General features: G+C 70.9%; 21 protein-coding genes, 1 tRNA gene and 1 pseudogene. 10 read left to right on the forward strand and 13 right to left on the reverse strand.

All coding sequences use genetic code 11. The features are described 5' to 3' along the window. Positions 1 to 353: pseudogene (locus RR3_RS23870) on the reverse strand (RNA-guided endonuclease TnpB family protein); the annotation flags it as partial. Between the two features lie 261 nt (positions 354 to 614). Between RR3_RS23870 and RR3_RS23875 the strand changes: the two are divergent. Then, positions 615 to 1,451 carry a mycofactocin-coupled SDR family oxidoreductase gene (locus tag RR3_RS23875; protein ID WP_010596776.1) on the forward strand — a complete coding sequence of 279 codons (837 nt, stop codon included), beginning with the start codon at positions 615 to 617 and terminating at the stop codon, positions 1,449 to 1,451. Between the two features lie 40 nt (positions 1,452 to 1,491). On the opposite strand, the gene RR3_RS23880 is transcribed toward RR3_RS23875, so the two are convergent. Then, positions 1,492 to 2,259: a L,D-transpeptidase gene (locus tag RR3_RS23880; protein WP_010596775.1), complete on the reverse strand. Its 768-nt coding sequence runs from the start codon at positions 2,257 to 2,259 to the stop codon at positions 1,492 to 1,494. 220 nt (positions 2,260 to 2,479) lie between these two features. Further along, a complete protein-coding gene (locus tag RR3_RS23885; RefSeq protein WP_003938940.1) occupies positions 2,480 to 2,701 on the reverse strand; it encodes a DUF3618 domain-containing protein in 222 nt (73 codons plus the stop codon). 74 nt (positions 2,702 to 2,775) lie between these two features. On the opposite strand from RR3_RS23885, the gene bcp reads away from it, so the two are divergent. Next, a complete protein-coding gene (gene bcp / locus RR3_RS23890) occupies positions 2,776 to 3,252 on the forward strand; it encodes a thioredoxin-dependent thiol peroxidase (protein WP_010596774.1) in 477 nt (158 codons plus the stop codon). A gap of 8 nt (positions 3,253 to 3,260) precedes the next feature. On the opposite strand, the gene RR3_RS23895 is transcribed toward bcp, so the two are convergent. Next, positions 3,261 to 4,595: a dipeptidase gene (locus RR3_RS23895; protein WP_040271734.1), complete on the reverse strand. Its 1,335-nt coding sequence runs from the start codon at positions 4,593 to 4,595 to the stop codon at positions 3,261 to 3,263. 186 nt (positions 4,596 to 4,781) lie between these two features. Between RR3_RS23895 and RR3_RS23900 the strand changes: the two genes are divergently transcribed. Together RR3_RS23900 and RR3_RS23905 are read left to right on the forward strand one after the other, a co-directional pair. Further along, positions 4,782 to 5,657, forward strand: a complete 876-nt coding sequence (locus RR3_RS23900; RefSeq protein WP_010596772.1) for a cyclopropane mycolic acid synthase family methyltransferase — start codon at positions 4,782 to 4,784, stop codon at positions 5,655 to 5,657. 87 nt (positions 5,658 to 5,744) lie between these two features. After that, the gene (locus tag RR3_RS23905; protein WP_026137844.1) at positions 5,745 to 6,542 is read left to right on the forward strand and encodes a TetR family transcriptional regulator; all 798 of its coding nucleotides are present in this window, start codon (positions 5,745 to 5,747) and stop codon (positions 6,540 to 6,542) included. 11 nt (positions 6,543 to 6,553) lie between these two features. On the opposite strand, the gene acpS is transcribed toward RR3_RS23905, so the two are convergent. Both acpS and RR3_RS23915 read right to left on the reverse strand, forming a co-directional pair. Continuing rightward, entirely contained in the window at positions 6,554 to 6,955 is a 402-nt protein-coding gene (gene acpS / locus RR3_RS23910; RefSeq protein WP_017681070.1) for a holo-ACP synthase AcpS, read from the reverse strand. 40 nt (positions 6,956 to 6,995) lie between these two features. Beyond that, positions 6,996 to 16,250 (reverse strand): type I polyketide synthase, encoded by a 9,255-nt coding sequence (locus RR3_RS23915; protein ID WP_064066573.1) that lies wholly within the window; start codon positions 16,248 to 16,250, stop codon positions 6,996 to 6,998. Between the two features lie 409 nt (positions 16,251 to 16,659). On the opposite strand from RR3_RS23915, the gene RR3_RS23920 reads away from it, so the two are divergent. The 4 genes from RR3_RS23920 to RR3_RS23935 all read left to right on the forward strand — a co-directional run bounded on the left by RR3_RS23920 (position 16,660) and on the right by RR3_RS23935 (position 18,145). Further along, complete coding sequence (locus RR3_RS23920) at positions 16,660 to 17,142, forward strand: HNH endonuclease (protein WP_072786585.1); 483 nt, start codon at positions 16,660 to 16,662, stop codon at positions 17,140 to 17,142. Positions 17,143 to 17,189: 47 nt separating this feature from the next. Continuing rightward, positions 17,190 to 17,274 (forward strand) — tRNA-Leu (locus RR3_RS23925). A 68-nt stretch (positions 17,275 to 17,342) separates the two neighbouring features. After that, on the forward strand, positions 17,343 to 17,762 hold the full coding sequence (locus RR3_RS23930; protein WP_064066572.1) for a hypothetical protein: 420 nt from the start codon (positions 17,343 to 17,345) through the stop codon (positions 17,760 to 17,762). After that, positions 17,759 to 18,145, forward strand: a complete 387-nt coding sequence (locus RR3_RS23935; protein ID WP_064066571.1) for a DUF3817 domain-containing protein — start codon at positions 17,759 to 17,761, stop codon at positions 18,143 to 18,145. The genes RR3_RS23930 and RR3_RS23935 overlap by 4 nt, the downstream gene beginning before the upstream one ends. 141 nt (positions 18,146 to 18,286) lie before the next feature. Here the strand turns inward: RR3_RS23935 and rdgB are convergent, their stop codons facing one another. From rdgB to RR3_RS23955, 4 genes are all read right to left on the reverse strand, one after another. Beyond that, a complete protein-coding gene (gene rdgB / locus RR3_RS23940) occupies positions 18,287 to 18,904 on the reverse strand; it encodes an RdgB/HAM1 family non-canonical purine NTP pyrophosphatase (protein WP_064066570.1) in 618 nt (205 codons plus the stop codon). Between the two features lies 1 nt (position 18,905). After that, positions 18,906 to 19,694, reverse strand: a complete 789-nt coding sequence (gene rph / locus RR3_RS23945) for a ribonuclease PH (protein ID WP_010596763.1) — start codon at positions 19,692 to 19,694, stop codon at positions 18,906 to 18,908. A gap of 13 nt (positions 19,695 to 19,707) precedes the next feature. Next, positions 19,708 to 20,469 carry a cyclic nucleotide-degrading phosphodiesterase gene (locus RR3_RS23950; RefSeq protein WP_010596762.1) on the reverse strand — a complete coding sequence of 254 codons (762 nt, stop codon included), beginning with the start codon at positions 20,467 to 20,469 and terminating at the stop codon, positions 19,708 to 19,710. Between the two features lie 124 nt (positions 20,470 to 20,593). Continuing rightward, on the reverse strand, positions 20,594 to 21,220 hold the full coding sequence (locus RR3_RS23955) for a rhomboid family intramembrane serine protease (RefSeq protein WP_010596761.1): 627 nt from the start codon (positions 21,218 to 21,220) through the stop codon (positions 20,594 to 20,596). Between the two features lie 156 nt (positions 21,221 to 21,376). On the opposite strand from RR3_RS23955, the gene RR3_RS25020 reads away from it, so the two are divergent. Beyond that, on the forward strand, positions 21,377 to 21,529 hold the full coding sequence (locus RR3_RS25020) for a hypothetical protein (RefSeq protein ID WP_010596760.1): 153 nt from the start codon (positions 21,377 to 21,379) through the stop codon (positions 21,527 to 21,529). Positions 21,530 to 21,534: 5 nt separating this feature from the next. Here the strand turns inward: RR3_RS25020 and RR3_RS23960 are convergent, their stop codons facing one another. From RR3_RS23960 to clpS, 3 genes are read right to left on the reverse strand one after another with little or no spacing between them, the layout of a single operon-like run. Continuing rightward, complete coding sequence (locus tag RR3_RS23960) at positions 21,535 to 22,641, reverse strand: P1 family peptidase (protein ID WP_040271615.1); 1,107 nt, start codon at positions 22,639 to 22,641, stop codon at positions 21,535 to 21,537. Next, positions 22,638 to 23,216 (reverse strand): oxidative stress transcriptional regulator AosR, encoded by a 579-nt coding sequence (gene aosR, locus RR3_RS23965; protein ID WP_010596757.1) that lies wholly within the window; start codon positions 23,214 to 23,216, stop codon positions 22,638 to 22,640. Before aosR ends, RR3_RS23960 begins: the two co-directional genes overlap by 4 nt. A 55-nt stretch (positions 23,217 to 23,271) precedes the next feature. Further along, positions 23,272 to 23,655 (reverse strand): ATP-dependent Clp protease adapter ClpS, encoded by a 384-nt coding sequence (clpS, locus tag RR3_RS23970; RefSeq protein WP_017681065.1) that lies wholly within the window; start codon positions 23,653 to 23,655, stop codon positions 23,272 to 23,274. A 48-nt stretch (positions 23,656 to 23,703) separates the two neighbouring features. Between clpS and RR3_RS23975 the strand changes: the two genes are divergently transcribed. Next, positions 23,704 to 25,050 carry a nicotinate phosphoribosyltransferase gene (locus RR3_RS23975; protein WP_017681064.1) on the forward strand — a complete coding sequence of 449 codons (1,347 nt, stop codon included), beginning with the start codon at positions 23,704 to 23,706 and terminating at the stop codon, positions 25,048 to 25,050.

The following is a 25,050-nucleotide window of genomic DNA, read 5'->3' on the forward strand; positions in this document are numbered from 1 at the left end:
CGGATCCGGAACCCGCGGCGGGTGTACTCGAGCGACGGCAGGGTCTTCCTCCGCGCCTTGAACCGCGGCCGGCCCCGGCCCTCGACCGTGCACGACGCGTCGAGCGCCTGCGCGTAGGTGCGCAGCATCTGCTGCTGGGCGACCTGGGAGCCGTCCCGCAACCACGACGAGCGGGCCCGCGCCTCGGTCAACTGCTTGGCCAGCTTCCCGAACGTCGGCCGGCGACCGGCCTTGTGTTGGTGCACCGCCTCGTTCCACAGGAACCGGCAGCGATGCCACTCCTGCATCAGGGCATGTTCGGCGGTGGTGCCCGGCCGCAACCGGTAGTTGTAGCGCACCACCTCGATCCCCATGCCCGGCACGCTGACCGACCCCACCGACAGGTGTGCCCGACACCACCACTACCCCCGAAAGGAGGACGGCGCTTCCTCTCCCTCGTGAACGAGGCAGTATCCGCGCCGCACATCAGATGACGACGAGGCGTGCGTGTCCGGCTCGCACCGGCATGCCGCGACGACTGAGTGTGCCGAGCCGCCTTGCGATTTCGGTCCGATGCCCGTCGAACCCACCTACTGTGGGACGAACATCACACCGAATGCCGGAGGAGTACCACCATGGGTCAGCTCGAGGGCAAGGTCGCATTCATCACCGGTGCTGCACGCGGGCAGGGCCGCAGTCACGCGGTCCGGCTGGCGGAGGAGGGCGCCGATATCATCGCGGTCGATCTCTGCGCGCAGGTCGACTCCGTGGGCTATCCCCTCGCCACGCCGGACGACCTGGCCGAGACGGTTCGGCAGGTCGAGGCGCTGGACCGGCGGATCGTCGCCGGCCAGGCCGACGTCCGCGACAGTGCCGCCCTGAAGTCGGCGGTCGACGACGGCGTGGCCCAGCTCGGCCGGCTCGACATCGTCCTCGCGAACGCCGGCATCGCCAGCTTCGCGCCCGTCGAGGACCTGACGGACGAGATGTGGGACGACATGATCGACATCAATCTCACGGGGGTGTTCAAGACGGTGCGGGCGGCCGTGCCGCACCTGAAGGCCAACGACGGTGGCGGAGCGATCGTGCTCACCAGTTCCACCGCCGGCATCAAGGGACTGGCGAACCTGGCGCACTACGTCGCGGCCAAGCACGGCGTGGTGGGATTGACGAAGACCCTCGCCAACGAGCTCGCCCCGCACATGATCCGGGTCAACTCGGTGCATCCCACGTCGGTGGACACCGACATGATCCACAACGAGCAGACCTACGCGGTCTTCAACCCGGACAAGAAGCCGTCGGAGATCACCCGGGAGGAAGCGGGCGAGTCGTTCAAGACCATGAACGCCCTGCCGATCGAATGGGTCGAACCGGTCGACATCAGCAACGCGATCCTGTTCCTGGTCAGCGACGCGGGCCGCTACGTCACCGGGGTGCAGCTGCCGATCGACGCGGGCGCAGTGATCAAGTAGCCGTCCCGGGTCCGGTGCGCCGGCGGGCGAAGCCCGCCGGTCAGCCCTCCACGATCACGGGATCGCCGATCTTCACCCGGTCGAAGTACCACTGCGCGTTCTCGGTGCTCAGGTTGATGCACCCGTGGCTGACGTTCGCATACCCCTGCGAGTCCACCGACCACGGCGCGGCATGCACGAAGATGCCGCCCCACGTGAGCCGCACGGCGTACTCGGTGTCGATGCGGTAGCCCTCCGGGGAGTCGATCGGGACGCCGTAGGTGGACGAGTCCATGACGAGGTCGCGGAACTTCTCGAGCACCGAGAACGTGCCGACCGGGGTCTCGTAGCCGGGCTTGCCCATCGACGCCGGCATCGTCCGTACCACCTCGCCGTTGAGGAGGACCGTGAACTGGTGCGTCGAGCGGTTCGCGACGGCGACGAACTCGTCGCCCACCTGGAACTGGGTGCGCGCTCCGGCGACGGCGACGGTCACGGTGGTGTGCCCCGGCCAGAGGTCGTCGGGAACCCACTGCACCCGGCGGTCGTCGAGCCACGCGAAGTGGCCGCTCACCGGCTTCGACGTGGTGATCTCGACGGCACGCTCGGCGACGGCGCGGTCGGCGACGGGGGCGCCGAACCGGATGGTCACCGGGTGCCCCACCCCCACCACCGCGCCGTTCGCCGGCTCGAGCGCCGACGTGGGCAGCCGTGTCGGCGAAGCACCGCCGAGCGTCCCAGCAGTGGCCGCAGCCCCGGAGCCGAGCAGGGCCACGGCGGTCAGGATCGAGACGAGAAGAAGTCGTGCAATCCGCTGTGCGTTCGGCATGGCCGTCAGCCCCCTCCGAGATGGCGCGGTGTGGCTCACTCTCAGTCAATCACGCCATGATCGAACTCGGAACGGTCCAAGGTCACCGATCGGCCCGCGCGCCGACGCCGCCCGGAGACGACGAAGGGCACCGCGGTCCGGTACGCCGGACGACGGTGCCCTTCGGGGCCGGAACTCGGCGCGACAGAACTCGGCGCGACAGAACTCGGCGCGACAGAATTCAGCGCAACAGCTTGCGCAGCACCAGCGCACCGACGACGGCGCCCACCGCGACGAGCGCGTACTTGACGTTGGGCTGGTTCACCTTCTCCATCACGGTCTGCTTGGTGTGCGCCATCACGTTCTTCGGGCTGGCGCGCACACTCAATTCGTCGAGGGTGCTCGCAAGCTGGTTGCGGGCGTTCTCGATGTCCCGTTCGATGGCCTCGGTGTCCCTACCCACGTGATCCTCCAGTTGGTCGCTGCACTGTGCTGCGACCACGGTAGTGGACGCACAGGTCCGTTACCCTCTCGGAGGTGACGGAAAACAGCAGCAGGCTCGCTCCCGGCGACACGGCTCCCGAATTCACCCTCCCCGACGCGGACGGCAACGAGGTATCCCTGTCGGACTACCGCGGACGCAAGGTGATCGTGTACTTCTACCCCGCGGCAAGCACTCCCGGGTGCACCAAGCAAGCCTGCGATTTCCGCGACAGCCTCGCCGACCTGAACGGCGCCGGGCTCGCCGTCGTGGGCATCTCCCCCGACAAGCCGGCCAAGCTCGCGAAGTTCCGGGACGCCGAGCAGCTGACGTTCCCGCTGCTGTCGGATCCGGACAGGACCACGCTGACGGCATGGGGTGCGTTCGGTGAGAAGAAGATGTACGGCAAGACCGTCACGGGCGTGATCCGTTCGACGTTCGTCGTCGACGAGGACGGCCGGATCGAGGTCGCGCAGTACAACGTCCGCGCCACGGGGCACGTCGCGAAACTGCGCCGCGACCTGTCGGTCTGACCTCCGGTTCACCGGCCGAGTGAGGCGAGGACCAGCGCCTCCGCGACGGCCATGTGCTCGAGTTCGGACGGGTCGACGCTCTCGTCGGGCGCGTGGATGCGGGCGCCGGGCTCCTCCACGCCGAGCAGCGCGATCTCCGCGTCCGGCAGCACCTGCTGCAGCACGGTGCACAGCGGGATCGAGCCGCCCTGCCCGACCGTGCCGACCTCGCGTCCGTAGACGGCGCCGAGCGCCCGTTGCAGCGCGGCGTATCCCGGCCCGCCGGTCGCCGCCCGGAACGGTTCGCTCACACCCTCCCGGTCGACCCGCACCCGCACGTTCCAGGGCGCGTGCGCATGCAGGTGCGCGACGAGGGCATCCTGCGCGGCGAGCGGGTCCGTCCCCGGTGGGACCCGCAGGTTCAGCCGCGCGGACGCGCGCGGCACGACCGCGGCCGCCGAGCCGACGACGGGTGGCGCGTCGATCCCGAGGATCGTCACCGCGGGCCGCGCCCACACGGCGTCGGCGACCGTCCCGGACGACAGCAACGAGACTCCCTCGAGCACACCGGCATCCGCGCGGAACGTGGTGTCCGGATAGGGTTCGCCCTCCCACGTGCCGTGGCTGTCGAGGCCGTCGATCACGGTGTCGCCGGCCTCGTCGCGCAGGCTCGACAGCAGGCGCACCAGCGCAGCGAGAGCATCGGGGGCCGCGCCGCCGAACTGCCCCGAGTGGATCTCCCCGGCCAGGGCGTCGACGTGCACGACGACGTTCGCCAGGCCGCGCAGCGACGTCGTGAGGGTCGGCCGTCCCGCCTCCGCGTTGCCGCAGTCCGCGACGAGCACCAGGTCGGCGGCGAACAGCTCGGGACGCGCCCGGGCGAGGTCCTCGAGACCACCGCCGCCGGTCTCCTCCGAGCCGTCGCCGACGATCCGGACCCCGACCGGCAGCGGCCCGAGTTCACGCAGCGCCCGCAGCGCGAGCAGATGCATCACCAGGTTGCCCTTGCAGTCCGCGGCACCGCGGCCGTACCACCGGCCGTCGCGTTCGGTGAGCTCGAACGGCGGGCTGTGCCACAGCGACTCGTCGCCCGGGGGCTGCACGTCGTAGTGGCTGTAGAGCAGCACGGTCGGCGCCCCCGGCGGTGCGGGGGTGTGCCCGAACACCGCGAGGGAGCCGTCGGAGGTCTCGATCAGCCCCGTGCCCTCGATGCCCACGGCGGTGAACGCGTCGCGCACCCATTCCGCGGCCGCGACACACTGTTCGGGCGGGAACAGACGCGGATCCGCCACCGACCGGAAGGCCACGAGTTCCGCGAGGTCCGCGCGCGCTGCCGGCAGGAGCCGGCGCACCCGCTCGCACATCTCCGCGACGTCCACGGCACCTCCCGATCGTTGTGTCTCGTTTTCGGTACGGGTACAGCCCGTCCCGATCGAAGCATGCCCGGCGCGCCGATATCCGGCGTACATTTCGCGATGTCGGGTCGCCAACGGGCGGAACGGTCCACGGGAGGCGGGGGGCCGGCCGACCCTCGAACGGAAGGCACTGCGATGCCACCCAGTCCGCAGACCGCACTCACGCCCTTCTACCGGCAGGTCCAGTCCCACTACGACCTCTCGGACGAGTTCTTCACCCTGTTCCTCGACCCGTCCATGACCTACAGCTGCGCGTACTTCGAGCGGGACGACATGACGCTCGAGCAGGCCCAGGCCGCCAAGGTCGACCTGTCGCTCGGCAAGTGCGACCTGCACCCGGGCATGACACTGCTCGACGTCGGATGCGGCTGGGGCTCGACGATGCTGCGTGCGGCCACGCACTACGACGTGGACACCATCGGGCTCACCCTCAGCCGAAACCAGTACGAGCACGTCCGCGATCTCGCCGCGCGACTGCCCGGCCCCCGCACCGTGGACGTGCGTCTGCAGGGCTGGGAGGAGTTCGACGGGCGGGTGGACCGCATCGTGAGCATCGGCGCGTTCGAGCACTTCCGGAGCGAACGCTACGACCAGTTCTTCACCAAGTGCCACGACATGCTGCCGCCCGACGGCCGGATGCTGCTGCACACCATCGTGGGGCACCGGCTCACCACCCTGCGCGAGCGGGGAATCCCGGTGACCCGCGAGAACGCGCTGTTCCACATCTTCATCAAACGGGAGATCTTCCCCGGCGGGCAGTTGCCGCAGCCGGAGACGGTGGTCGACGGCGCGGAGCGGTCGGGGTTCCGGGTCGACCGCATCCAGGCCCTGGCTCCGCACTACGTCCGCACCCTCGAACACTGGGCCGCGGCCCTGTCGGCCCGCCGCGACGAGGCGGTCGCCCTGTCGTCGGAGGAGATGTACGAGCGGTTCATGAAGTACCTGAACGGTTCCGCCGAGCACTTCCGGACGGGACACATCGACGTCATGCAGTTCACCCTCGTCAAGTGAGCCGACGGCGGCTCCGCGGTGTTAGCTGGGACTCGCCCTCACAGCTAGAAGTTCGGAATTCGGACAACCTCCGGCTAGCCTGGGCGCGTGGAGTCTGCAACGAAGCGCGGCCGTACCCCACGCCGAATCGACCCGGCGCTGGAGGTCCAGGCGGCCCCCCAGGAGCTCGTGCCGCGCCGCCGCCCGACGCAGGAGCGCAGCCGGCGCAAGTTCGACGCGCTGCTCGCCGCGTCCCGCGAACTGCTCACCGAGGTCGGCTTCGAGTCGTTCACCTGCGAAGAGGTGGCCGCCCGGGCCGACGTCCCCATCGGCACCCTCTACCAGTTCTTCGCCAACAAGTACGTCATCGTCTGTGAACTGAACCGGCAGGACCTGGTGGGCGTGCAGGACGAACTCGCCAAGTTCGACGGCGTCGTCCCGTCCGTGGACTGGCTGCGGTTCCTCAACTCCTTCGTCGACCATCTCGCCGGGCTGTGGATGTCGGACCCGTCGCGGCGGGAGGTGTGGCTGGCGATGCAGTCCACCCCGTCGACGCGGGCGACCGGCGCGATCCACGAGAAGGAGTTCGCCGAGCAGATCGCGCGGATGCTGGCTCCGCTGATGCCCGACACCCCCCGCGAGCGCCGCACTCTGATGGCCGAGGTGCTCGTGCACGTCGTGTACTCGATGCTGAACTTCTCCGTGCAGGACGACCAGAGCCACGCCGACGCGGTCGTCGAACTCAAGCGGCTGATGGGCGCATACCTGATGGTGGCCGAGAAGGAGTCGCGGACGAGCGCCAAGCGACGCAAGCGCCGTGAGGAGGCCTCCCGGGCGGAGGAGTCCCGCCGGGCCGACGACCCCGAAACGCGGCAGGCGGAGGAAGTCCGCACTTCCTCCGCCTGAAACCCGGGCCGCTACCCCTGCGGGTCCTCCTCGAGCACGACGAACGCCCCCGCCATGTCTCCGTCGTGCGTGAGCGAGACGTGGATCCGCACCCCGGTCAGGTGCGCGGCGACGTCGCCGTGCAGCCGGATCCCGGGCCGCCCCCACGCGTCGGAGACCACCTCGATCTGCCGGTGCACGGTCTCCGGCAGCACCGGCGGGCTGCCGAACAGCGACGCCGACCACGCCTTGATCAGCGCCTCCTTCGCAGCCCACCGGGCGGCGAAGTGCCGGCCGGGACGGGAGCTGCGGGTGTTCGCGTCCCGACGCTCGCCCGGCGTGAAGTTCGAGAGCATCGCCGTACCTGCGAGGCCCAGCTGCTCCTCGAACTCCGACACCGTGACCAGGTCGAACCCGATCCCCGCAACTCCCATCCGTCCCGTGACCCGCTCTCTGTGACCGTGCGGCCGGCGGCTACTTGCAGCCGGGCAGACCCGAACGGTACACGTCGCCGTCGCCCAGTCGTGCCTGCGGCGAGAGCAGCACGTCCGCTTCGAGCTGGCGTGCCGCGTCGGCTGGCACCGAGTCCCCGCCGAAGCGGCGGTCGGCGGGCCGCTGGTACAGGGCCGCACCCCCGGTCATCGCCTCCGCGAGGCGGCGCTTACCGGCGACGGCGCGGGCCTGAGCCTGCTCGACGTAGGCCTGCCGGCGCTCCGCCGGGATCGCCTCGACGAACGCCTGCGGGTGGACCACCGCGATCAGCCCCGACACGTGGCCGAACCCGAGGCTGGTCAGCAGACCGGCCTTGAGCGCGTACTGCTCGCCGAAGCGGAGCGGGGTGCGCGGCCACACCAGGTGCTCGAACCCGGCCATCTTGTCGTCGACGCAGTCCAGGCTGCGGTTCGGCGGGACGATGCCCTGGCTGAGGACCTGGCACAGGCCGATCAGCTGGAACGCCGCCGCGCCGCCCTTGGCGTGACCGGTCAGCGACTTCTGCGACACCACGAACATCGGCGCACCGTCGCTGCGGCCCAGCGACCCCGCCAGGCGCTCGTGCAGCTCCGCCTCGTTCGGATCGTTGGCCGCTGTGGAGGTGTCGTGCTTGGAGATCACCGCGATGTCGTCGGCGGTGACGCCGAGCTTGCGCAGCTCCCGCGCCAGGCCCGACTCGAGCCCGCCGCGACCCGCGCCGAGGGCACCGATGCCCGGGGCCGGGATCGAAGTGTGCACGCCGTCCGCGAAGGAACCGGCCCAGGCGACCACACCGAGGACGGGCAGGCCCATCTCCAGCGCCAGGTCGCCGCGGGCGAGCAGGACCGTGCCGCCACCGGCGGACTCGACGAACCCGCCGCGCCGGCGATCGTTGGCCCGGGAGAACCGGCGATCGCTGATGCCCTTGGCCGTCATGTCGTCCGACTTCGCGGTGGCCGACATGTCACCGAACCCGACGATCCCCTCGATGCCGAGGTCGTCGAAACCGCCGGCGACGACGAGCTGCGCCTTGCCCAGCTTGATCTTGTCGACACCCTCCTCGACCGAGACCGCGGCCGTCGCGCACGCCGCCACCGGATGCACCATCGCGCCGTAGCCACCGACGTACGACTGCACGACGTGCGCGGCGATGACGTTCGGCAGGGCCTCCTGCAGGATGTCGTTCGCGCGGGACTCGCCGAGCAGCGTGTCGATGTACAGCGACCGCATCGAGGTCATGCCGCCCATGCCGGTGCCCTGGGTGTTCGCCACATACGAGGGGTGCACCCAGCGCATCAGCTCCGACGGGGTGAAACCGCTCGAGAGGAACGCGTCGACCGTGGTCACGATGTTCCACAGGCCCACCCGGTCCACGGACTCGGCCATGTCGGCGGGGATGCCCCACTTGGTGACGTCGAACCCGGTCGGGATCTGGCCACCGACCGTGCGGGTCAGGTTCATCTTGCGGGGCACCCGGATCTCGGTGCCGGCCTTGCGGGTGACGGTCCAGTCACCGCTGTCCGGAACCGACTGCGCGACGGTGTTCTCCGGGTCGGCGTCGACGAACGCGCGGGCCTCGGCCTCGGACCCGACCACGAACGACAGGTCCTTGTCCAGGAACACCGAGGTCAGCAGCGGCGCCGCATTGTCGATCATCGCGCCGTCGTCGCCGTAGCGGCGGATGCCGCAGCGCTCGACCACCGCGTCGTGGTACCGGTCGGCGATCTCCGCCTCGGGCACCAGATCGCCGGTCTCCGCGTCGTACCAGCCCGGCGTGGGATCGTTCTCCCACGCCACCAGGCCGGTGACCCAGGCCAGCTCGAGCACACCGGCGGCCGACAGTTCCTCGTCGACCTCCATCTCGAAGCGGGTGCGGGCCGAGCCGTACGGGCCGAGCTCGCCGGCGCCGACGATGACCACCAGATCGGCGGGATCGACGTCGAGCGCCTTCCATTCCGGCGCGGGCGTCGTCGCGTCCAGGCGCGGCGGCGCGGGCAGCGCCGCAATGGTGACCTCGTCGGACTCGGTCTCGGCCGCGGCGTTCGCCTCGGCCTCCTCCTGGGCCTGCTTGGCCAGAGCCGGCAGGTCGATGTCGGCCTCGGACAGGCCCCCGGTCAGGTCCGCCACCAGCGGTGCGGACGCGGCGGACTCCTTGGACCCGGCGGTGACGAGCTTCAGCAGCTCGACGGCCATCTCGTCGGTCGACCAGGTGCGCACCCCGGCGGCCTCGGCGGCCTCGACCAGCGGATCGTTGCCGCCCATCAGGCCCGTGCCCCGGACCCAGCCGATGAGGGCGTGGGCGAGGGTGACCCGCTCGGCCCACGTGCGCTCGGCGTGCCAGCGGTTGACGATCGCGTCCAGCGCGGCCTTCGCCTCGCCGTACGCACCGTCGCCGCCGAACTTGCCGCGGTTCGGCGAACCCGGCAGCACGACGTGCAGGTGGGTGTCGACGTCGCGGTCGTAGCCGATGTCGGCCAGCCCCGCGATGAGCCGCTCCACCGACCACAGCAGGACCCGCATCTCCATCTCGGCGCGGGCACCGGCGTCGGCCATCGACCCGACCACGCGCGGCGCGGCGAACGGGAACAGCAGCGTCGGGGTCAGGGCCTCCTTGATCAGCTTCTTGGCGCCGCCCGCGGTCTCCACGGTCTCGGTGCCGAGCCACTGCACCAACGCGTCGACGTCGGAGTAGGACGCCATGTTGGCGGGGACCACCCACAGGGCCGCACCGGACCGCGCGTTGCCTGCGTACAGCTCCTTGTAGAAGCCGAGGCGGCTGTCGCTCAGGCTCGAGGTGGTGACCACGACCGTCGCGCCGCCGGCGAGCAGCTTCGCCGCGACCGCGGCCGCGATCCCGCCCTTGCTGGCGCCGGTGACGACGGCGACCTCGCCGGCGTACTCGGCGTCGCCGGTCTGCCGGGCAGCCGTCGCGATCGCCTCGAAGGTCTGCGCGAGCTCCGCGCGGCCGGCCTCGGTGGCCTTACCCGCCCAGAACGTCGCGTGCGCGGCCACCGTGGCGCCCGCACCGGCGAAGCGCTCCGCGGCGATCTCGGCACCGAGCCACACGCGGGCCAGGTCCTCACGAGCCGTCGCCCACCGGTCGTCGATCAGCACGGCCTTGCGGGCGTCGAACGCCGGGGCGACCAGCCGCGGCCAGTCGGAACCGAGCTCCGCCGAGACCAGGTCGACCAGCTCGGTGTCCGCCTTGTCCGCGAGGTCCGAGACCGCGTCGGCCAGGCCCAGCTCGGACAGGATCAGACGCGCGGTCTTGGCGAGCACACCGTTCGAGCCGGTGATGCCCTCGGCGAACTCGCCGAGCGCGGCGGCGTCGACGGTGGCGCCGCCACCGCCACCGGCGGACGGCATCGACACCGCGACGCCGCGGCGACCGGCGACCGACTGCACCGCCGCATCGATCAGCTTGTCGACGGCACCGCCGTCGGACAGCGCGCCGTCGGACAGGCCGCCGAGCGCACCGCCGCGGACGGACGAACCGTCCCGGCTGCCGAGCGCGACCTCCGCGGTCACGTGCGACGCCCAGCCCTCGCCCAGACCCCACACCTTGGTGACGCGGTCGGCGACGTACGCGGGACGCTTGCCCGACGGGCCGAACACCTTGCGCAGGTGGTCGTTGATCGAGTCCGACAGCACCGGGCCGAAGGGCCGGTAGGTGCGGGCCAGGCGATCGACCGTGGCGGCGAGCGCGCCCATGTCGGCGTCGGCCGCACCGTCGATGGCACCGAGCGACAGCTCCGAACCGAGGTCGACGAGCAGCTGGTTGCGCCGCGAGGACACCCCGTCGCACAGCGCCTCGATCGTGTCGGCGGGACCGACCTGATCCGGGCGCAGCTTCGTCCACAGGGCGATGAGCACCTTTGTGGCGTCGGCGGCCTTGAACGCGATGTCGTCCGGACGCGGTCCACCCGCCGGAGCGGCAGGTGCGGCGGCCGGAGCGGCAGCCGCGGCCGGGGCGGCAGCGGACGTCTCGGCCGAGGCCGGCTCGTCGTCCTCCACCGGCGCCGGATCGACGTCCGTCGAGTACACGACCGAGGCCTCGCGCTCGATGTTGAGCACCTCGACCGGCTGCCCGAAGCGGCCCGGCAGCTTCAGCGTCTGCGACGCCAGGTTCGCGACCGTCGGGGCGGCACCGAGGCCGACCTCGACGAACCGCTCCACGCCCAGGCCACCGTCGGCCTCGTCGGCGAACAGCAGGTCCTGCGTCTCGATCCAGCGGACCGGGGACGCGAACTGCCACGCGAGCAGCTCGGCGAGCACCACGCGGCACAGCTTCGAGCGATCGGCCGCCCAGGTGTCGAAGTCCGCGAGGACCTCGGCCAGCGGCTCGGACGGCACCAGGTCGGCGATCTCCTGGACGAACTCCCGGCCCAGGTCGAACGGCTTGGGCACCAGGTTCGGGATGTAGCGGCCGATGAGGATGTCGGGATCGATCTGCTCCGGCAGCAGGTTCAGCAGACGCTCCCGGAAGTCGTCCACGCCGCCGCGCAGGACGGTCGAGTGGAACGGCACGTCGATACCCGGAACCAGGATGAACGCCCGCTTGCCACCGAACTCGGCGACCTTGCGCTCGATCACGGACTCGAGGACCTCGAGACCGGCGACCGTGCCGGCGATCGCGTACTGCGAGCCGCGCAGGTTCAGGTTGACGATCTGCAGGAACTCCCCGGTCTCCTCCGCGACCCCGGCGACGAACGCCTCGAGATCGGCGTCGGCGACACCGAACTGCGACGGACGGATCGCGGCCATGCGGTAGTTCGAGCGGCCGTGCTCGTCGCGCGGCACGAGGGCGTGCATCGCCGAGCCACGGCTGAACACCACCTCGAGCACCGCCTCGAGCGGCAGCACCCCGGCCACCGCGGCGAGGGCGTTGTACTCGCCCACCGAGTGACCGGCCAGGAACGCGCCCTCGACGAAGGCGCCGGCCTCACGCAGTTCCGCGATCTGGGCGACACCCAGGGTCGCCATCGCGACCTGCGTGAACTGGGTCAGGTGCAGCACGCCGTCCGGGTGCTTGTGGGTGACACCGCGGGCCTTGAGCACGGTCGGGTTGTCGCGCACCACGGCCAGGATGGAAAAGCCCAGGGCCTTGCGGGTGTGCTTGTCGGCGCGATCCCAGATCTCCCGGGCGGCCTTGCTGCGGGCACGCGCGTCCAGGCCCATGCCGGGCCGCTGGATGCCCTGGCCGGGGAACGCGTACACCGTGCGCGGGGCAGCGGTGCGGCCGGTGGCGACCATCACCAGGTCGCCGTCCACGCGGCAGCCCACCTCGACGATCTCGGCGCCGCGGTCGGTCGCGATGCGGTCGACTCGCACGTCGATCTGCGCGCCGGGGCGCACCATGCCGAGGAACCGCGCGGTCCACGCCGTCAGGCGGCGGGCCGGCAGCTTGGCGTCGGCCTCGAGGGCGGTGACGACCTGCTGGGCGGCGGCCGAGAGCCACATGCCGTGCACGATCGGGGTGCCCAGGCCGGCCAGCAGGGCGGCATTGTCCGAGGTATGGATCGGGTTGTGGTCGCCCGAGACACGCGCGAAGGCGCTCATGTCGATCGGGGCGACGATCACGGCGTCGCGGCGACGACGACGCGGGGTCTCCACCGCGTCCTCGCTCACGGCACCGCCGGCGCGGACCGGATCGGCCAGCTCCGCCTTGCCGATGCGGCCACGGATCGCGAAGCGCTCGATCAGCGTCGCGACCGTGGCGTCGCCGGAACCGTTGCCGTTGTCGGCGGTGATCTCCACGTGCACCTCGACCACCCGGCCGAGGTCGGTGTCGACCACGTCCTGCACCTCGGCCTTGACACCCAGGATGGACGGATCGGTCGGCAGACCGTCCTTCACGTCCACGGCGTGGTCGAGGTGGACCAGGTCCAGCATGCCCTCGATCACCGACAGGCTGGCGTCGGTCTGCGCGGCGCCGAGCGCGGCGAACACCGCCGGCCAGCACGCGCCGACGAGGACGTCGGGGACACCGTGGGCACTGGGGGTCAGGGTCGACGGCAGTCCCGAACCCGTGACACCGGCATGGTCGGCGATCTTCTCCGGCAGCCAGCCGAGGGTGATGCGGGCCGCGCCCTTCTTCACGGCGGGCAGCTCCTGGCCCGCGGCGACACCGAGCAGCGCCGACATGGACGCCGACGCGTCCTCCGCGGTGACCACAGGAGCGCCACCGGTGTGCACGGCGGCCGGAACGGTCAGGCGGATCTCGACGGTCTTGTCCCCCGCGAGCGGCACCGTCAGGCCCACGTGCTCGGCGTCGAGGACGCTCAGGGTGGCGCCCGTCGCGGCGTGCACGGCGGCCGTGTCGGACTCGACGGACCACTCGTCCAGGTCGCCGAGGCGGTGCACCGGGTTCACGGTCTGCCGGCCGGCCCAGTTCACATCCGGAGCCGACAGCACGGCGTCGAGCAGACCGGACGCAAGGTCCTGGTGACGACGAGCCGCGATCTGCACCGGCTCGACACCGGCCGCGACCAACTCGTCGACGGTGGCCTTCTCGAACCGGTCGAGCAGCTCACCGACGGGCTCGTCGGCGCGGGTGATGCCCGCGACGGCGACGGTGCCCGGGATGATGCAGACCTGATCGGCGCTGTAGCGCGGATCGTGGGCCTGCCACAGGGAATCGGACCGCCACCAGCGACGCACGTCCTGGTCGACCACCGGCACGAAGTTCACCGGCTTGCCCGGGGTGCGGCACAGCGCGACGAAGAACGGAACGTCGGCCGGGTGCAGGACCACCGACTCGGCGTCCGGGAACTGCCCGGTCAGCGCCGCCAGCGCCGCGTACGGCCGGTCGAGGGCCGCATCGTCGGCGAACAGCGTCGGGATCGGGCCACGATCGGCCGGGTGCAGCCGGGACTCGGCGCGCTGCAGCATCTCGCGGAAACGCTCACGCCAGGTGACGTCGATCCACGGGTTCTCGGCCGCGTCGGCCACCTCCTGCGAGCCGACGGCGAGCTCGAGGTAGCGGGTGAGCCACTGTCCGTAGGTCATCTCCGCGACGTCGCCGAAGTACGGCTTCGCGGTGACGTCCAGCGCGGCGATGATCTCGTCGCGGCGTGCGGCCACGGCCTCGGCATCGCCCGCGACCTCGTCGAGCAGGCGGCCCGTGCGGGACGCCGCGTTGTCGATCTCGTGGATGTCCGCGCCCAGCTGGCTCCGGCCGGAGGCCATGCCGCCGGAGGCGGTGCCGGCGCCGACCCAGTCCGGAGTGCCGGGGGTCTCGACGAGCATCCGCTTGACCTCGGGCGACGTGGTCGCCTCGAGGGTCGCCATCGCCGCGGTGCCGACCAGGATGCCGTCGAGCGGCATCGCCGGGAAGCCGTGGGCGGTGGACCAGCGGCCGGTCAGGTAGTCGGCAGCCCGCTCGGGGGTACCGATGCCACCGCCGACGCACAGCACCAGGTTGGACCGGGTGCGCAGCTCGGCGTAGGTGGCGAGCAGCAGGTCGTCGAGGTCCTCCCACGAGTGGTGGCCACCGGCGCGGCCGCCCTCGATGTGGACGATGACCGGGTAGTTCGGCACCTCGTTCGCGATGCGGATCACCGAGCGGATCTGCGCGACGGTGCCCGGCTTGAACGCGACGTAGCTGATGCCGGCCTCGGTCAGCTCCTCGATGATCGAGACGGCTTCCTCGAGTTCGGGGATGCCGGCGGTGACGACCACACCGTCGAACGGTGCGCCCGCGGCGCGGGCCCGCGGCACGAGCCGCTTGCCGCCCACGTGCAGCTTCCACAGGTACGGGTCGAGGAACATCGAGTTGAACTGCACGGCACGGCCCGGCTCGAGCAGCCCCTTCAGCTCCTCGACGTGGTCGGCGAAGATCTGCTCGGTGACCTGACCGCCACCGGCGAGCTCGGCCCAGTGGCCGGCGTTGGCCGCGGCGGCGACGATCTTCGGATCGACGGTGGTCGGCGTCATGCCGGCCAGCAGGATCGGCGAACGGCCGGTCAGGCGCGTGAACGCCGTCTCGACACCCTGACGGCCGTCGGGCAGGGTGACCGGCTTCGGCGCGAATGCGGACCACGGCTGCGGCACCTCGGGCTCCGCGCCCGGGGTCAGCAGGTTGCGCTGACCGCCGCGGGTCGCGGCGGCGATAATGCCCACACCCTGGCCCCGCAGGCCCGAGCTGGTCATCCGCGTCAGCAGCTCACCGGGACCCAGATCCAGGATCCACGAGGCACCGGCCGCGACGGCGTCGTCGACGAGGGCGACCCAGTCGACCGGGTCGACGAGCACTTCCTGCGCCAGCGAACGGGCGAGGTCGGCGTCCAGGCCGCAGCGCGACGCCCAGTCGGCGACCTGCTCGACAGCGTCGGCCAGCGCGGGGTGGTGGAAACCGATCTCGGCCGAGACCGGCTCGAAGGTCGGGGCGAACACGGCACCGCCGCGCTTCTTCGCCTCCCGCTCGCGGGTCTCCGCGGCGGCGATCTCCTCGCAGCGCTGCTGCACGCGCGCCAGTGCGGCCGGCGGACCGGACAGCACGACGCGGCGACGGGCGTTGCGGATGGCGACGACGGCGGACCGCTGCGGATCCTGGTCGGCGAAGACCTCGGCGACGACGGCGCGCAGGCGCTCGGGGTCGACGTTGGCGACGGCGAGCATCGGGAAGCGCTCGGCGCCGGAGATGATGCCGCGGCGACGGCCGACGAGGGTGGCAGCGGAACCGATGAGCTGGGCGATCGCGAGGATCTGCCCGTCCTTGGCGCCGGCGGCCTCGGTGGCCGCGACGGCGAGCACGCCCTGGGAGTGGCCGATCACGGCGGCCGGGGCCTGCGCGGTCACGTCGAGGCCCTGGTTCGCCAGCGCGCGCAGCGCGGCCACCTGGGTCAGGAACACGCCGGGCAGCGACACCGCGGCGGAGGTCAGTGTGGTCTCGGAGGGACCGGCGACGGGCGTCTCGTCCTCGTCGGCGACTTCCTGCTCGAGCATCCAGGCGATGGGGTCGAAGCCGCTCGGGCGCACCACGACGAGGTCGTGTGCGACGGGCGCGAGCAGCGCGTCGGCCTCGTTGACCAGTTCGGTCAGGACCGGCTCGAGTCCGTTGTCGCGGCTGAGTTCCTCGAGGGAGCTGAGCCACGGGGCACCCTGGCCGCCGAAGGCGAGGGCGTACGACTCCCCGGCGAGGAGCTTGTCGACCAGCGCGCCCTTTCGGGAGGCGGGGCCGATCCCCCGGTCGCCGGTGCGTCGTGATGCCTTCGAGTTCCGTCCGTTGTCGGCTGGTGTGGTCTCGTCGATCGTCACGCGTGTAGTTCCTCTCCTGAACACCTCGAGGGCGTGGTTCTCTCGTTGGCCGCCCGCGCCGCCGTTAGCGTTCTGATGGCTCTGATCTGCTCGTTCGGGCTACCCAAGAGTGACACAAAATCATGAGGGGTTCCTCATGTTTTGTTCCGTGCGGGTTACCGGGTACGGAAGGGCGCGTGAGATCACTCACAGCAGGTCGGAGAAGTGACTCACCGGTAGGGAGAGTCGGCGCAGGCTGCGCGGCTACGAGGACGTCCATCAACCTGAGGAATCCCTCACGTTTATCGTTACACAATCGTTACCATCTTGACGGGCCGCGAAACGCGTGCATGAGGGCGTTTTCCGCGGTTTGTCAGAACCGTCGGATACAGTCTTCGTATCGAACACACATTCGATCCAGGGGGGGGCGATGGGGCGGTCGACGAAGTACACATTGGAAATCCTCGAGGAGGCGGTCCGAAACTCGACGAGCGTGGCGGGGGTCATGCGCTACCTCGGTCTCGTTCCGAGCGGGGGTTCGCACCACCACCTGAGCCGGCGGATCAAGAAGCTGGGCATCGACACGTCCCACTTCACTGGATCGGCGCACACCAGGGGTGGGCGTGCACTGAACCGTCTCGAATGGAAAGAAGTCCTGGTCCGCAAACCGATTGACGCTCCCCGACAGAAACCGCCTCTACTCCGCCGCGCCCTCGTCGAGTCCGGCCGCGCGTACAAGTGCGAGAGATGCGGCCTCGGGGATCAGTGGTGCGATTATCCGATCACGCTCCATGTCGATCACATCGATGGGAATCCGAACGACTCCCGTCCGGAGAACATCCGATTCCTGTGCCCCAACTGCCATAGTCAAACCCCGACGTGGGCCGCGAGAAAGCGCTTCGGAGCCCCCTAGGTCGAGCGAAGAAGCACCGATGTGATCGCGTAAAGTGACGCTGGTACGCGCGAGTGGCGGAACAGGCAGACGCGCGGCGCTTAGGACGCCGTGTCTTCGGACGTGGGGGTTCAAGTCCCCCCTCGCGCACCACGTGACCTCTCCCACGGCCCTCGACCGCTCTTGGCAGGTCGAGGGGCCGCTCGGGTACTTTTGATGACGTGTCCGAGAACCGTCCGCCGCGTCGCCTTGCCCTCGTCGTACTGGTGACGGTGGCCGCGGCCGGTTGTCTCGGTCTGGGCTTCTGGCAGTGGACCCGGTTCGAGGCCGTGGGCGGCACGTTCCAGAACCTCGGCTACGCACTCCAGTGGCCCGCGTTCGCCTTCTTCTGTGTCTACGCCTACCGCCGGTTCGTGAAGCTCGAGTCCGAGGACGCCGAGAGTCAGGCCACGGGGGCGCCGCGCGCGTCGGAACCGAAGGAACCCACCGAGATTCCCGAGGATCTCCTCCCCCAGCGGCCCCGCGTGCAGTTCGATCCGAACGCGGACGTCGATCCGGACGACCCGGAGGCCCGGCAGATGCTGGAGTACAACGATTACCTCGCGCAGCTGGCGCGCAGGTCCGATAGGAGCGCTCAGTGAGCACGACCCCCGAGCAGGCACCCGACCAGACGAGCGGTTCGACCACGCCGCAGTCCCGCCCGGAAGCCGACCAGAAGAAGATCGCCTCGGCCCTGACCCGGTATCGCGCGCTCGCGTGGATCACCGGCGTGTGGCTGCTCGTGCTCACCGGCGAGATGGTCGCGAAGTACATCCTGAAGGTCGAGAACGTTCCCGGCTGGATCGCCGTGGTCCACGGCTGGGTCTACGCGGTGTATCTCGTGCTCACGCTCGACCTGGCGATCAAGGTGCGCTGGCCCGCGGGCCGCACGATCGGCACCCTCCTCGCCGGGACGATCCCGTTCCTGTCGTTCTTCGTCGAGCACCAGCGCACGAAACAGGTCAAGGCCGATTTCGGCGTCTGACGCCGGCCCACATCCACGCGATCGACCGGAATCCGCCCACGCCACGGCGTGGGCGGATTCCGTTTATCCGCTCGAATCCCCAGCCCTCGAATCCCAGCCTTCGAATCCTCAGCGCTCGAATCCTCGGCTCGGTGCGGCGGTCTAGCGCGCGAGCGCGGCGAGGTCCGGCACGAGCTGTGCCAGCGCCCGCCCGCGGTGCGACGACGCGTCCTTCTCCTCGGCGCTGAGTTCGGCCGCGGTGCGGTCCTCGCCTTCCGGCCGGAACACCGGGTCGTAGCCGAACCCGTTGGCGCCTCGGGGGCTGTGGACGATGGTGCCGCGCCACTCCCCGCGCACGACGTGCACCGCGATCTCGCCGTCGTCACCGGGGACGGCGAGGGCGCAGGCGGAGACGAACGCCGCCCCGCGTCGCTCGTCGGGGACGTCCTGCAGCTGCCCGAGCAGCAGTTCGGTGTTGGCGTGGTCGTCGCCGTGCCGTCCCGACCAGCGCGCGGACAGCACCCCGGGCATCGCGTTGAGGGCATCGACTTCGAGACCGGAATCGTCTGCGACGCAAGCCATTCCGGTCGCGGCTGCGCCGTCGCGCGCCTTGGCGGCCGCGTTCTCCTCGAACGTCGCGCCGGTCTCGGGCGCCTCGTCGTAGGGCGGCACCGCGTCGAGGCCGACGAGGTCGATCCCGGCGATCCCGGCGGAGTCGAGGACGCGCTGCAGCTCGCGCAGCTTCTTCGCGTTGCGACTCGCCACGAGCACCCGCACCATCTCAGACACCGAACTTCTTCCGGGTGCGCTCGGGTGTCACGGGCTGCGGGAGCGTGCCCGGGTAGGGCGCTTCGAGCGCCTGCTTCTGGATCTCGCACAGTTCGGCGATGCCGGCGAGCGCGGAGTCGAGCATCTTGTCGAGGGTGGAGCGGGCGAACGTCGCACCTTCCCCGGTGCCCTGGACCTCGACGAGGGTGCCGGTGTCGGTGGCGATGACGTTCATATCGACCTCGGCACGCACGTCCTCCTCGTAGGGCAGGTCGAGACGGACGCGGCCGTCGACGACGCCGACGCTCACGGCGGCGATGGCACACGAGATGGGCTGCGGATCGGTGAGGCGGCCCGCGGCGCTGAGCCACGTGACGGCGTCGGCGAGCGCGACGTAGGCGCCGGTGATGGCGGCGGTGCGGGTGCCGCCGTCGGCCTGCAGGACGTCGCAGTCGATGGCGATGGTGTTCTCGCCGAGCGCGGCGAGGTCGATGCAGGCGCGCAGGGCGCGGCCGACGAGGCGGCTGATCTCCTGGGTGCGCCCGCCGAGCTTGCCTTTGACGGATTCGCGGCCGCTGCGGGTGTGTGTGGCGGCGGGGAGCATCGCGTATTCGGCGGTGAGCCAGCCGAGACCGGAACCCTTGCGCCAGCGCGGTACGCCTTCTTCGACGCTGGCCGTGCACATGACGCGGGTCTGGCCGAATTCCACGAGCACCGAGCCCGCGGGGTGGTTGGTGAATCCTCGGGTGATCCGGATGGGGCGGAGTTCGTCGTCCGCTCTGCCGTCTTCTCGTGTGGTCACCCGGACGAGCCTATTAGATGCGGTAGACGTCCCCGGCGGACACCGCGTGGACGGGCCCGGAATACTGCTCCTTGGCTTCGGCGATGACGTCCTCGCGCGAGGTCCACGGCGGGATGTGGGTGAGCAGCAACTCCCCCACCCCGGCACGCGCGGCGACCAGGCCGGCTTCGGTGCCGGAGAGGTGGATGCCGCCGGGCCGGTCGTCGGGCGCATGGGTCCAGGAGGCTTCGGACAGCAGGACGTCGGCACCGCGCGCGAGGTCGACGACCTCGTCGCACATGCCGGTGTCGCCGGTGTAGACGACGGTGCGTCCGGAGTCGCTGGTGATGCGGAATCCGTAGGCCTCGGGCGGGTGGTCGACCCGGCCGGGGCGGATGGTGAGTGCGCCGAAGCGGAAGGCTTCTCCGTCGGCGAGGGGACGCACGTCCAGGGTGTCGCTGACGTCGTCCATCTCGCCGGCGATCTCGGCGGAGGCGGCTCCGATGCGGACGCTGGTGTCCGAGGGGCCGTAGACGAGGGTGCGTCCGGTGGGGCGGTTCGGGGAGTAGCGCCGCCAGACGAGCAGGCCCGGGATGTCGAGGCAGTGGTCGGCGTGCAGGTGCGAGAGCAACAGCGAGACCTCGCCGGGATCGGCGTACCGCTGCAATGCCCCGAGGACCCCGGGGCCGAAGTCGATCACCAGGGGCGGGGTGCCCGGGGCGGTGATCAGGTAGCCCGACGCGGCGGAATCCGGACCGGCCACGCTGCCGGAACACCCCAGGACGGTCATGCGCATGGGGCTCATGCTGCCACGTCCCTGTGGTTGCGACGAAGCCAACACGGGTATTGATCGAGAGATGTCACAGTCGCGCCGACGCTGTGATCCTACCGATCGGTCAGTTGCCGGGAGGGGGTGCGTCTCACCGGTACGGCGAGGTCGGCACGGCCGGCGAACGCCGCCGGCGACGCTCGTCGGCGGAGAGCAGCCACGCGGCCAGAACGCCGCCCACGGCGCCGAAGAGGTGTCCCTGCCAGGAGACCCGCGGGTCGCTGGGCAGCACGCCCCACAGGATGCTGCCGTAGACGAACAGCACGATCACGCCGATGACGATCTGGTTCGCCTGCCGGGTGAAGATGCCGCGCGTGATCAGGTAGGTGAGCCAGCCGAAGACGAGGATCGACGCACCGATGTGCACGAAGCCGGCACCGGCGGTGAGCCAGGTACCGAGTCCCCCGACGATCCAGATGATCGCGGTGGCGGCCAGACCGCGGCCGATCCCGGAGACGAGCACGAGGAATCCGAGCACGAGCAGCGGAATGGTGTTGGCGCTCAGGTGCGCCCAGTCGGCGTGGAGCACGGGGGCGAACACCACTCCCCACAGTCCGTCGGCGCTTCTCGGTTCGATGCCCGCGGAGTCGAGTTCGGCGGGCGCGGCGGCGTCGACGGCCTCGATTGCGTAGAGCAGGGCGACGAATCCGGCGATCAGGAGCGCGGCGCGCTGCCAGACGGGCCGGAGCCCGGGACGGGAACCGTCGGGTACGGTCATGCGCTCGCCCTTCGCGTGTGTCCTGCGTGGTGTTCCTGGCCTTCGAGCCTACCGGCGTGCGCCCCGCTCGGCACCGGGCGCGAGCCCCGGGAAAGCGCAGTATTCCGGCGGTGCGGTGGCTACCGTGGAACTCACCGTCCACCCGGGGAGGCAGTCGTGCCCAGAAGCGTCGGAGATCGCTACGCCTGCGAGAAGTGCGGTGCGCAGCTCGTCTACGAGAAGTCGTGCCCGTGCAACGAGGAGATGGCGCATTCGGAGATCTGTTGCGGTGACCAGATGAAGCGTGTGCCGGAGGGTGCGCCGGGCTGAGCCCGTCAGCGCGACGTGGCGCCCCCGGTCGTGAAGGCGGACGGGAACAGGTCGCGGTAGGCGGGGATGCCCGCGACCGCGGTCGCGTGCAGCACCGCGTCGACGACGGCATGCTGGACGACCTCGGCGGCCACCTCGCACACGGCGGCCAGCACGGGTAGTTCGGGGGCGAAGGCGTCGGGGATCGGGCGCGCCGGCGCGGGCACCGTCGCGGTCCCGGTGGCCAGGGCGAAGAGGGTGTCGCCGTCGAGCGGCGAGTGCGCGGGGCGGACGGCCCGCGCGAGTCCATCGTGCCCGGCGACGGCGACGCGGCGGCAGGCGGCGGCGGTCAGGTCGGCATCGGTGGCGACGACGCCGATGGTGGTGTTGAGGGCGGTGCCCTTCGGTGTGAGGGCGTTGGCGGCGGCGATCTCGGTGGCGGCCGGGGCGACGAGTCCGAGCCGGGCGGCCCGGGTGGGCCCGAGGCCCCACGGCAGGCCCGTCTCGGGATCGAACACGGCCCCGACGGGGTTGGCGACGACGAGGGCGGCGACGGTGACGCCGGCGGCGGGGCCGTCGGTCAGGGTCAGGCTCGCGGTGCCGATGCCGCCCTTGAGGGTGCCGGCGCGTGCACCGACCCCGGCGCCGACGGTGCCGCGCGCGACGGTCGTGCCGGCCGCCGCGGCGGCCCGGTATCCGCTGTCGGCGGTGGGGCGGGCGGTCCATGCCCCCACGGGCAGGTCGAAGACGACTGCGCCGGGCACGATGGGCACGACGGCGCCCGGCGGCCCCATCGCGATGCCGCGTCCCTGTTCCTCGAGCCACCGCATCACGCCGTCGGCGGCGGCGAGACCGTAGGCGCTGCCGCCGGTGAGGAGCACGGCGTCGACGCGCTGCACGGAGTGGCTGGGGTCGAGCAGGTCGGTTTCCCGGGTGCCGGGACCGCCGCCGCGGACGTCGACGGCGGCCGTGACGGCGCGGTCGGGGACGACGACGGTGCATCCGGTGGCCCGTCCCGTGCCGTAGGTGTCGTCGGAGCCGAGGGTGACCTCGGCGTCGAGGGCGTGCCAGTGCCCCACGCGGATGCCGGCGACGTCGGTGAGCGAGTCGGTGGGTCCGGGCGCGGCCGTCACGGCATCAGCGCCTGGACGAGGGAGTCCTGCATCCAGGTCAGCCAGTGGTAGACGTCGAGGTGGGGGGCACGCGGGTCGTCTTCGTCGAGCGCCTCGGGGGTGTCGTCGTCGATGCCGAGGGTGGTGCCGAGCGCGAGCCGCAGGTCGTTGAGCCCGTACAGCCAGGCATCGGCCTGTTCGGGGGTGAGCACCACCTTCCCGCCCGATTCGGGGACGGTGCGCAGGATGACGGCTCCGGCGGCGAGCTTGGCGTCGATGATGTCGGGTTCGTGCAGGCTGCGCAGGGCGCCGTTGAGGTCGGCCGATTCGTCGTCGGGATGCACGGTGGCGTCGGCGTCGGGCCGGTGGAAGTCGGGCAGCAACCGTCGCAGGGCGGGGACGTCCGGCGGGGCGGAGTTGCCGGTGCGCAGGCCGGTGAGCGCGGCGAGGTCGTCCTGGGGTGCGCCGGCGGCGCGTTCTTCGAGCATGCCGAGTACGGATGCGACGAGCGAACGCAGCACCGACGCCTCGTGTGCGTCCATCTCGGATCGCAGCTTCACGCCTCCGAGCGAGTTCTTCCTGCTCCACTGCCGCACGTCGGTCGGCTCCTCCTGGCTCCGCGGTCGGAATTGTCGGCGAACGGGCGGCCGGTCACTCGGCCCGCTGCATCGTCGCCCACAGCCCCGCGGCGTGCAGGCGTTGCACGTCGTGTTCCATCTTGTCACGCGAACCGCTCGAGACGACCGCCTTGCCTTCGTTGTGCACCTTGAGCATCAGTTCGGTGGCTTTGGCCTTGCTGTACCCGAACAGCTTCTGGAAGATGTACGCCACGTAGTGCATCAGGTTGACCGGGTCGTCCCACACGACGGTGACCCAGGGCCGGTCGACGGCTTCGATCTCCTCGACGGCTTCGGCTTCCGCCGGCATTGCCTGCCCTGCCGCCAGGGTGACCGTGGGGAACGAAGCCACGATGACTGCGTCGGACGGATCCGTGGGGGCGGTGTCGAACGGGCTTGTCGAGGAACACATCGCCATGGCTCCAGGGTACGGCGTCCGCGCCTGCCGATACAGCGGCATCCCACCGTGCCCCTCTACAGTGATCGGGTGCCCGATTCCCTTCTCCGACCGACCGCGACGGCGAGCACCGCCCTGTTCACGGACGTCTACGAGCTGACGATGCTCGAGGCTGCCCTTGCGGACGGCACCGGTTCCCGCCCTTGCACGTTCGAGGTGTTCGCGAGGCGTCTGCCGCCCGGGCGCCGGTACGGCGTGGTCGGTGGGACCGGCCGGCTGATCGATGCGCTCGGGACGTTCCGCTTCGGCGAGGCGGAACTCGCGGTCGCGGGACGATTCCTCGACGCGTCGACCGTGGAGTGGCTGCGGGACTACCGGTTCTCCGGCGACATCGAGGGCTACCGCGAGGGCGACTTCTACTTTCCCGGTTCGCCGGTGCTCGCGGTGCGCGGCACGTTCGCCGAGTGCGTGCTGCTCGAGACGTTGATCCTGTCGATCCTCAACCACGACAGCGCGGTGGCCTCGGCGGCGGCCCGGATGGTCAGCGCCGCGGACGGCCGCACACTGATCGAGATGGGGTCGCGCCGCACCCACGAGGAGGCGGCGGTCGCGTGTGCGCGGGCCGCGTATCTGGCGGGCTTCGATGCGACGTCGAATCTCGAGGCGGTACGCCGGTACGGGGTGCCGGGCACGGGTACTGCGGCGCACGCGTTCACGTTGGTGCACACGACGGGTGCGGGTCGCGACGAGGCGGCGGCGTTCCGCAGTCAGGTCGAGACGCTCGGGGTGGGAACCACGCTCCTGGTGGACACGTACGACATCACCAACGGGGTGCGCACGGCCGTCGAGGTGGCCGGCACCGGCCTCGGGGCCGTCCGGATCGATTCGGGTGATCTCGGCGTGCTGGCCCGGCAGGTGCGCGATCAGCTCGACGAGCTGGGCGCGACGAACACGAAGATCGTGTTGTCGGGTGACCTGGACGAGTACGCGATCGCGGGTCTGCGCGCCGAGCCGGTCGACGTGTACGGCGTGGGTACGTCGCTGGTGACCGGGTCGGGCGCGCCGACGGCCGGGATGGTCTACAAGCTGGTCGAGGTCGACGGCATTCCGGTGGAGAAGCGCAGTGCCCACAAGGAGTCCCGGGGCGGCGCCAAGCGGGCGGTGCGGTTCGCGCGCCCGACCGGCACGTTGGTGGAAGAGGTGATCTACCCGGCGGACGCCCCGGTCCCGGAGGGCGACGGCGAGGTGGTGCACGAGCTGATGGTTCCTCTGATCTGTGACGGCGAGCGCGTCGACGACGTGGCTACGCTGGAGGAGAGCCGGGCGTTGCTCGCCCACGGGCTGATCAGTCTTCCCTGGGAGGGTCTGACCCTGTCGGCGGGTGACGCGGCGGTGCCGACCCGATTCGTGAGGTGA

Origin of the sequence: Rhodococcus ruber NBRC 15591, from assembly GCF_001894945.1 — a bacterium.
GTDB lineage: Bacteria > Actinomycetota > Actinomycetes > Mycobacteriales > Mycobacteriaceae > Rhodococcus > Rhodococcus ruber.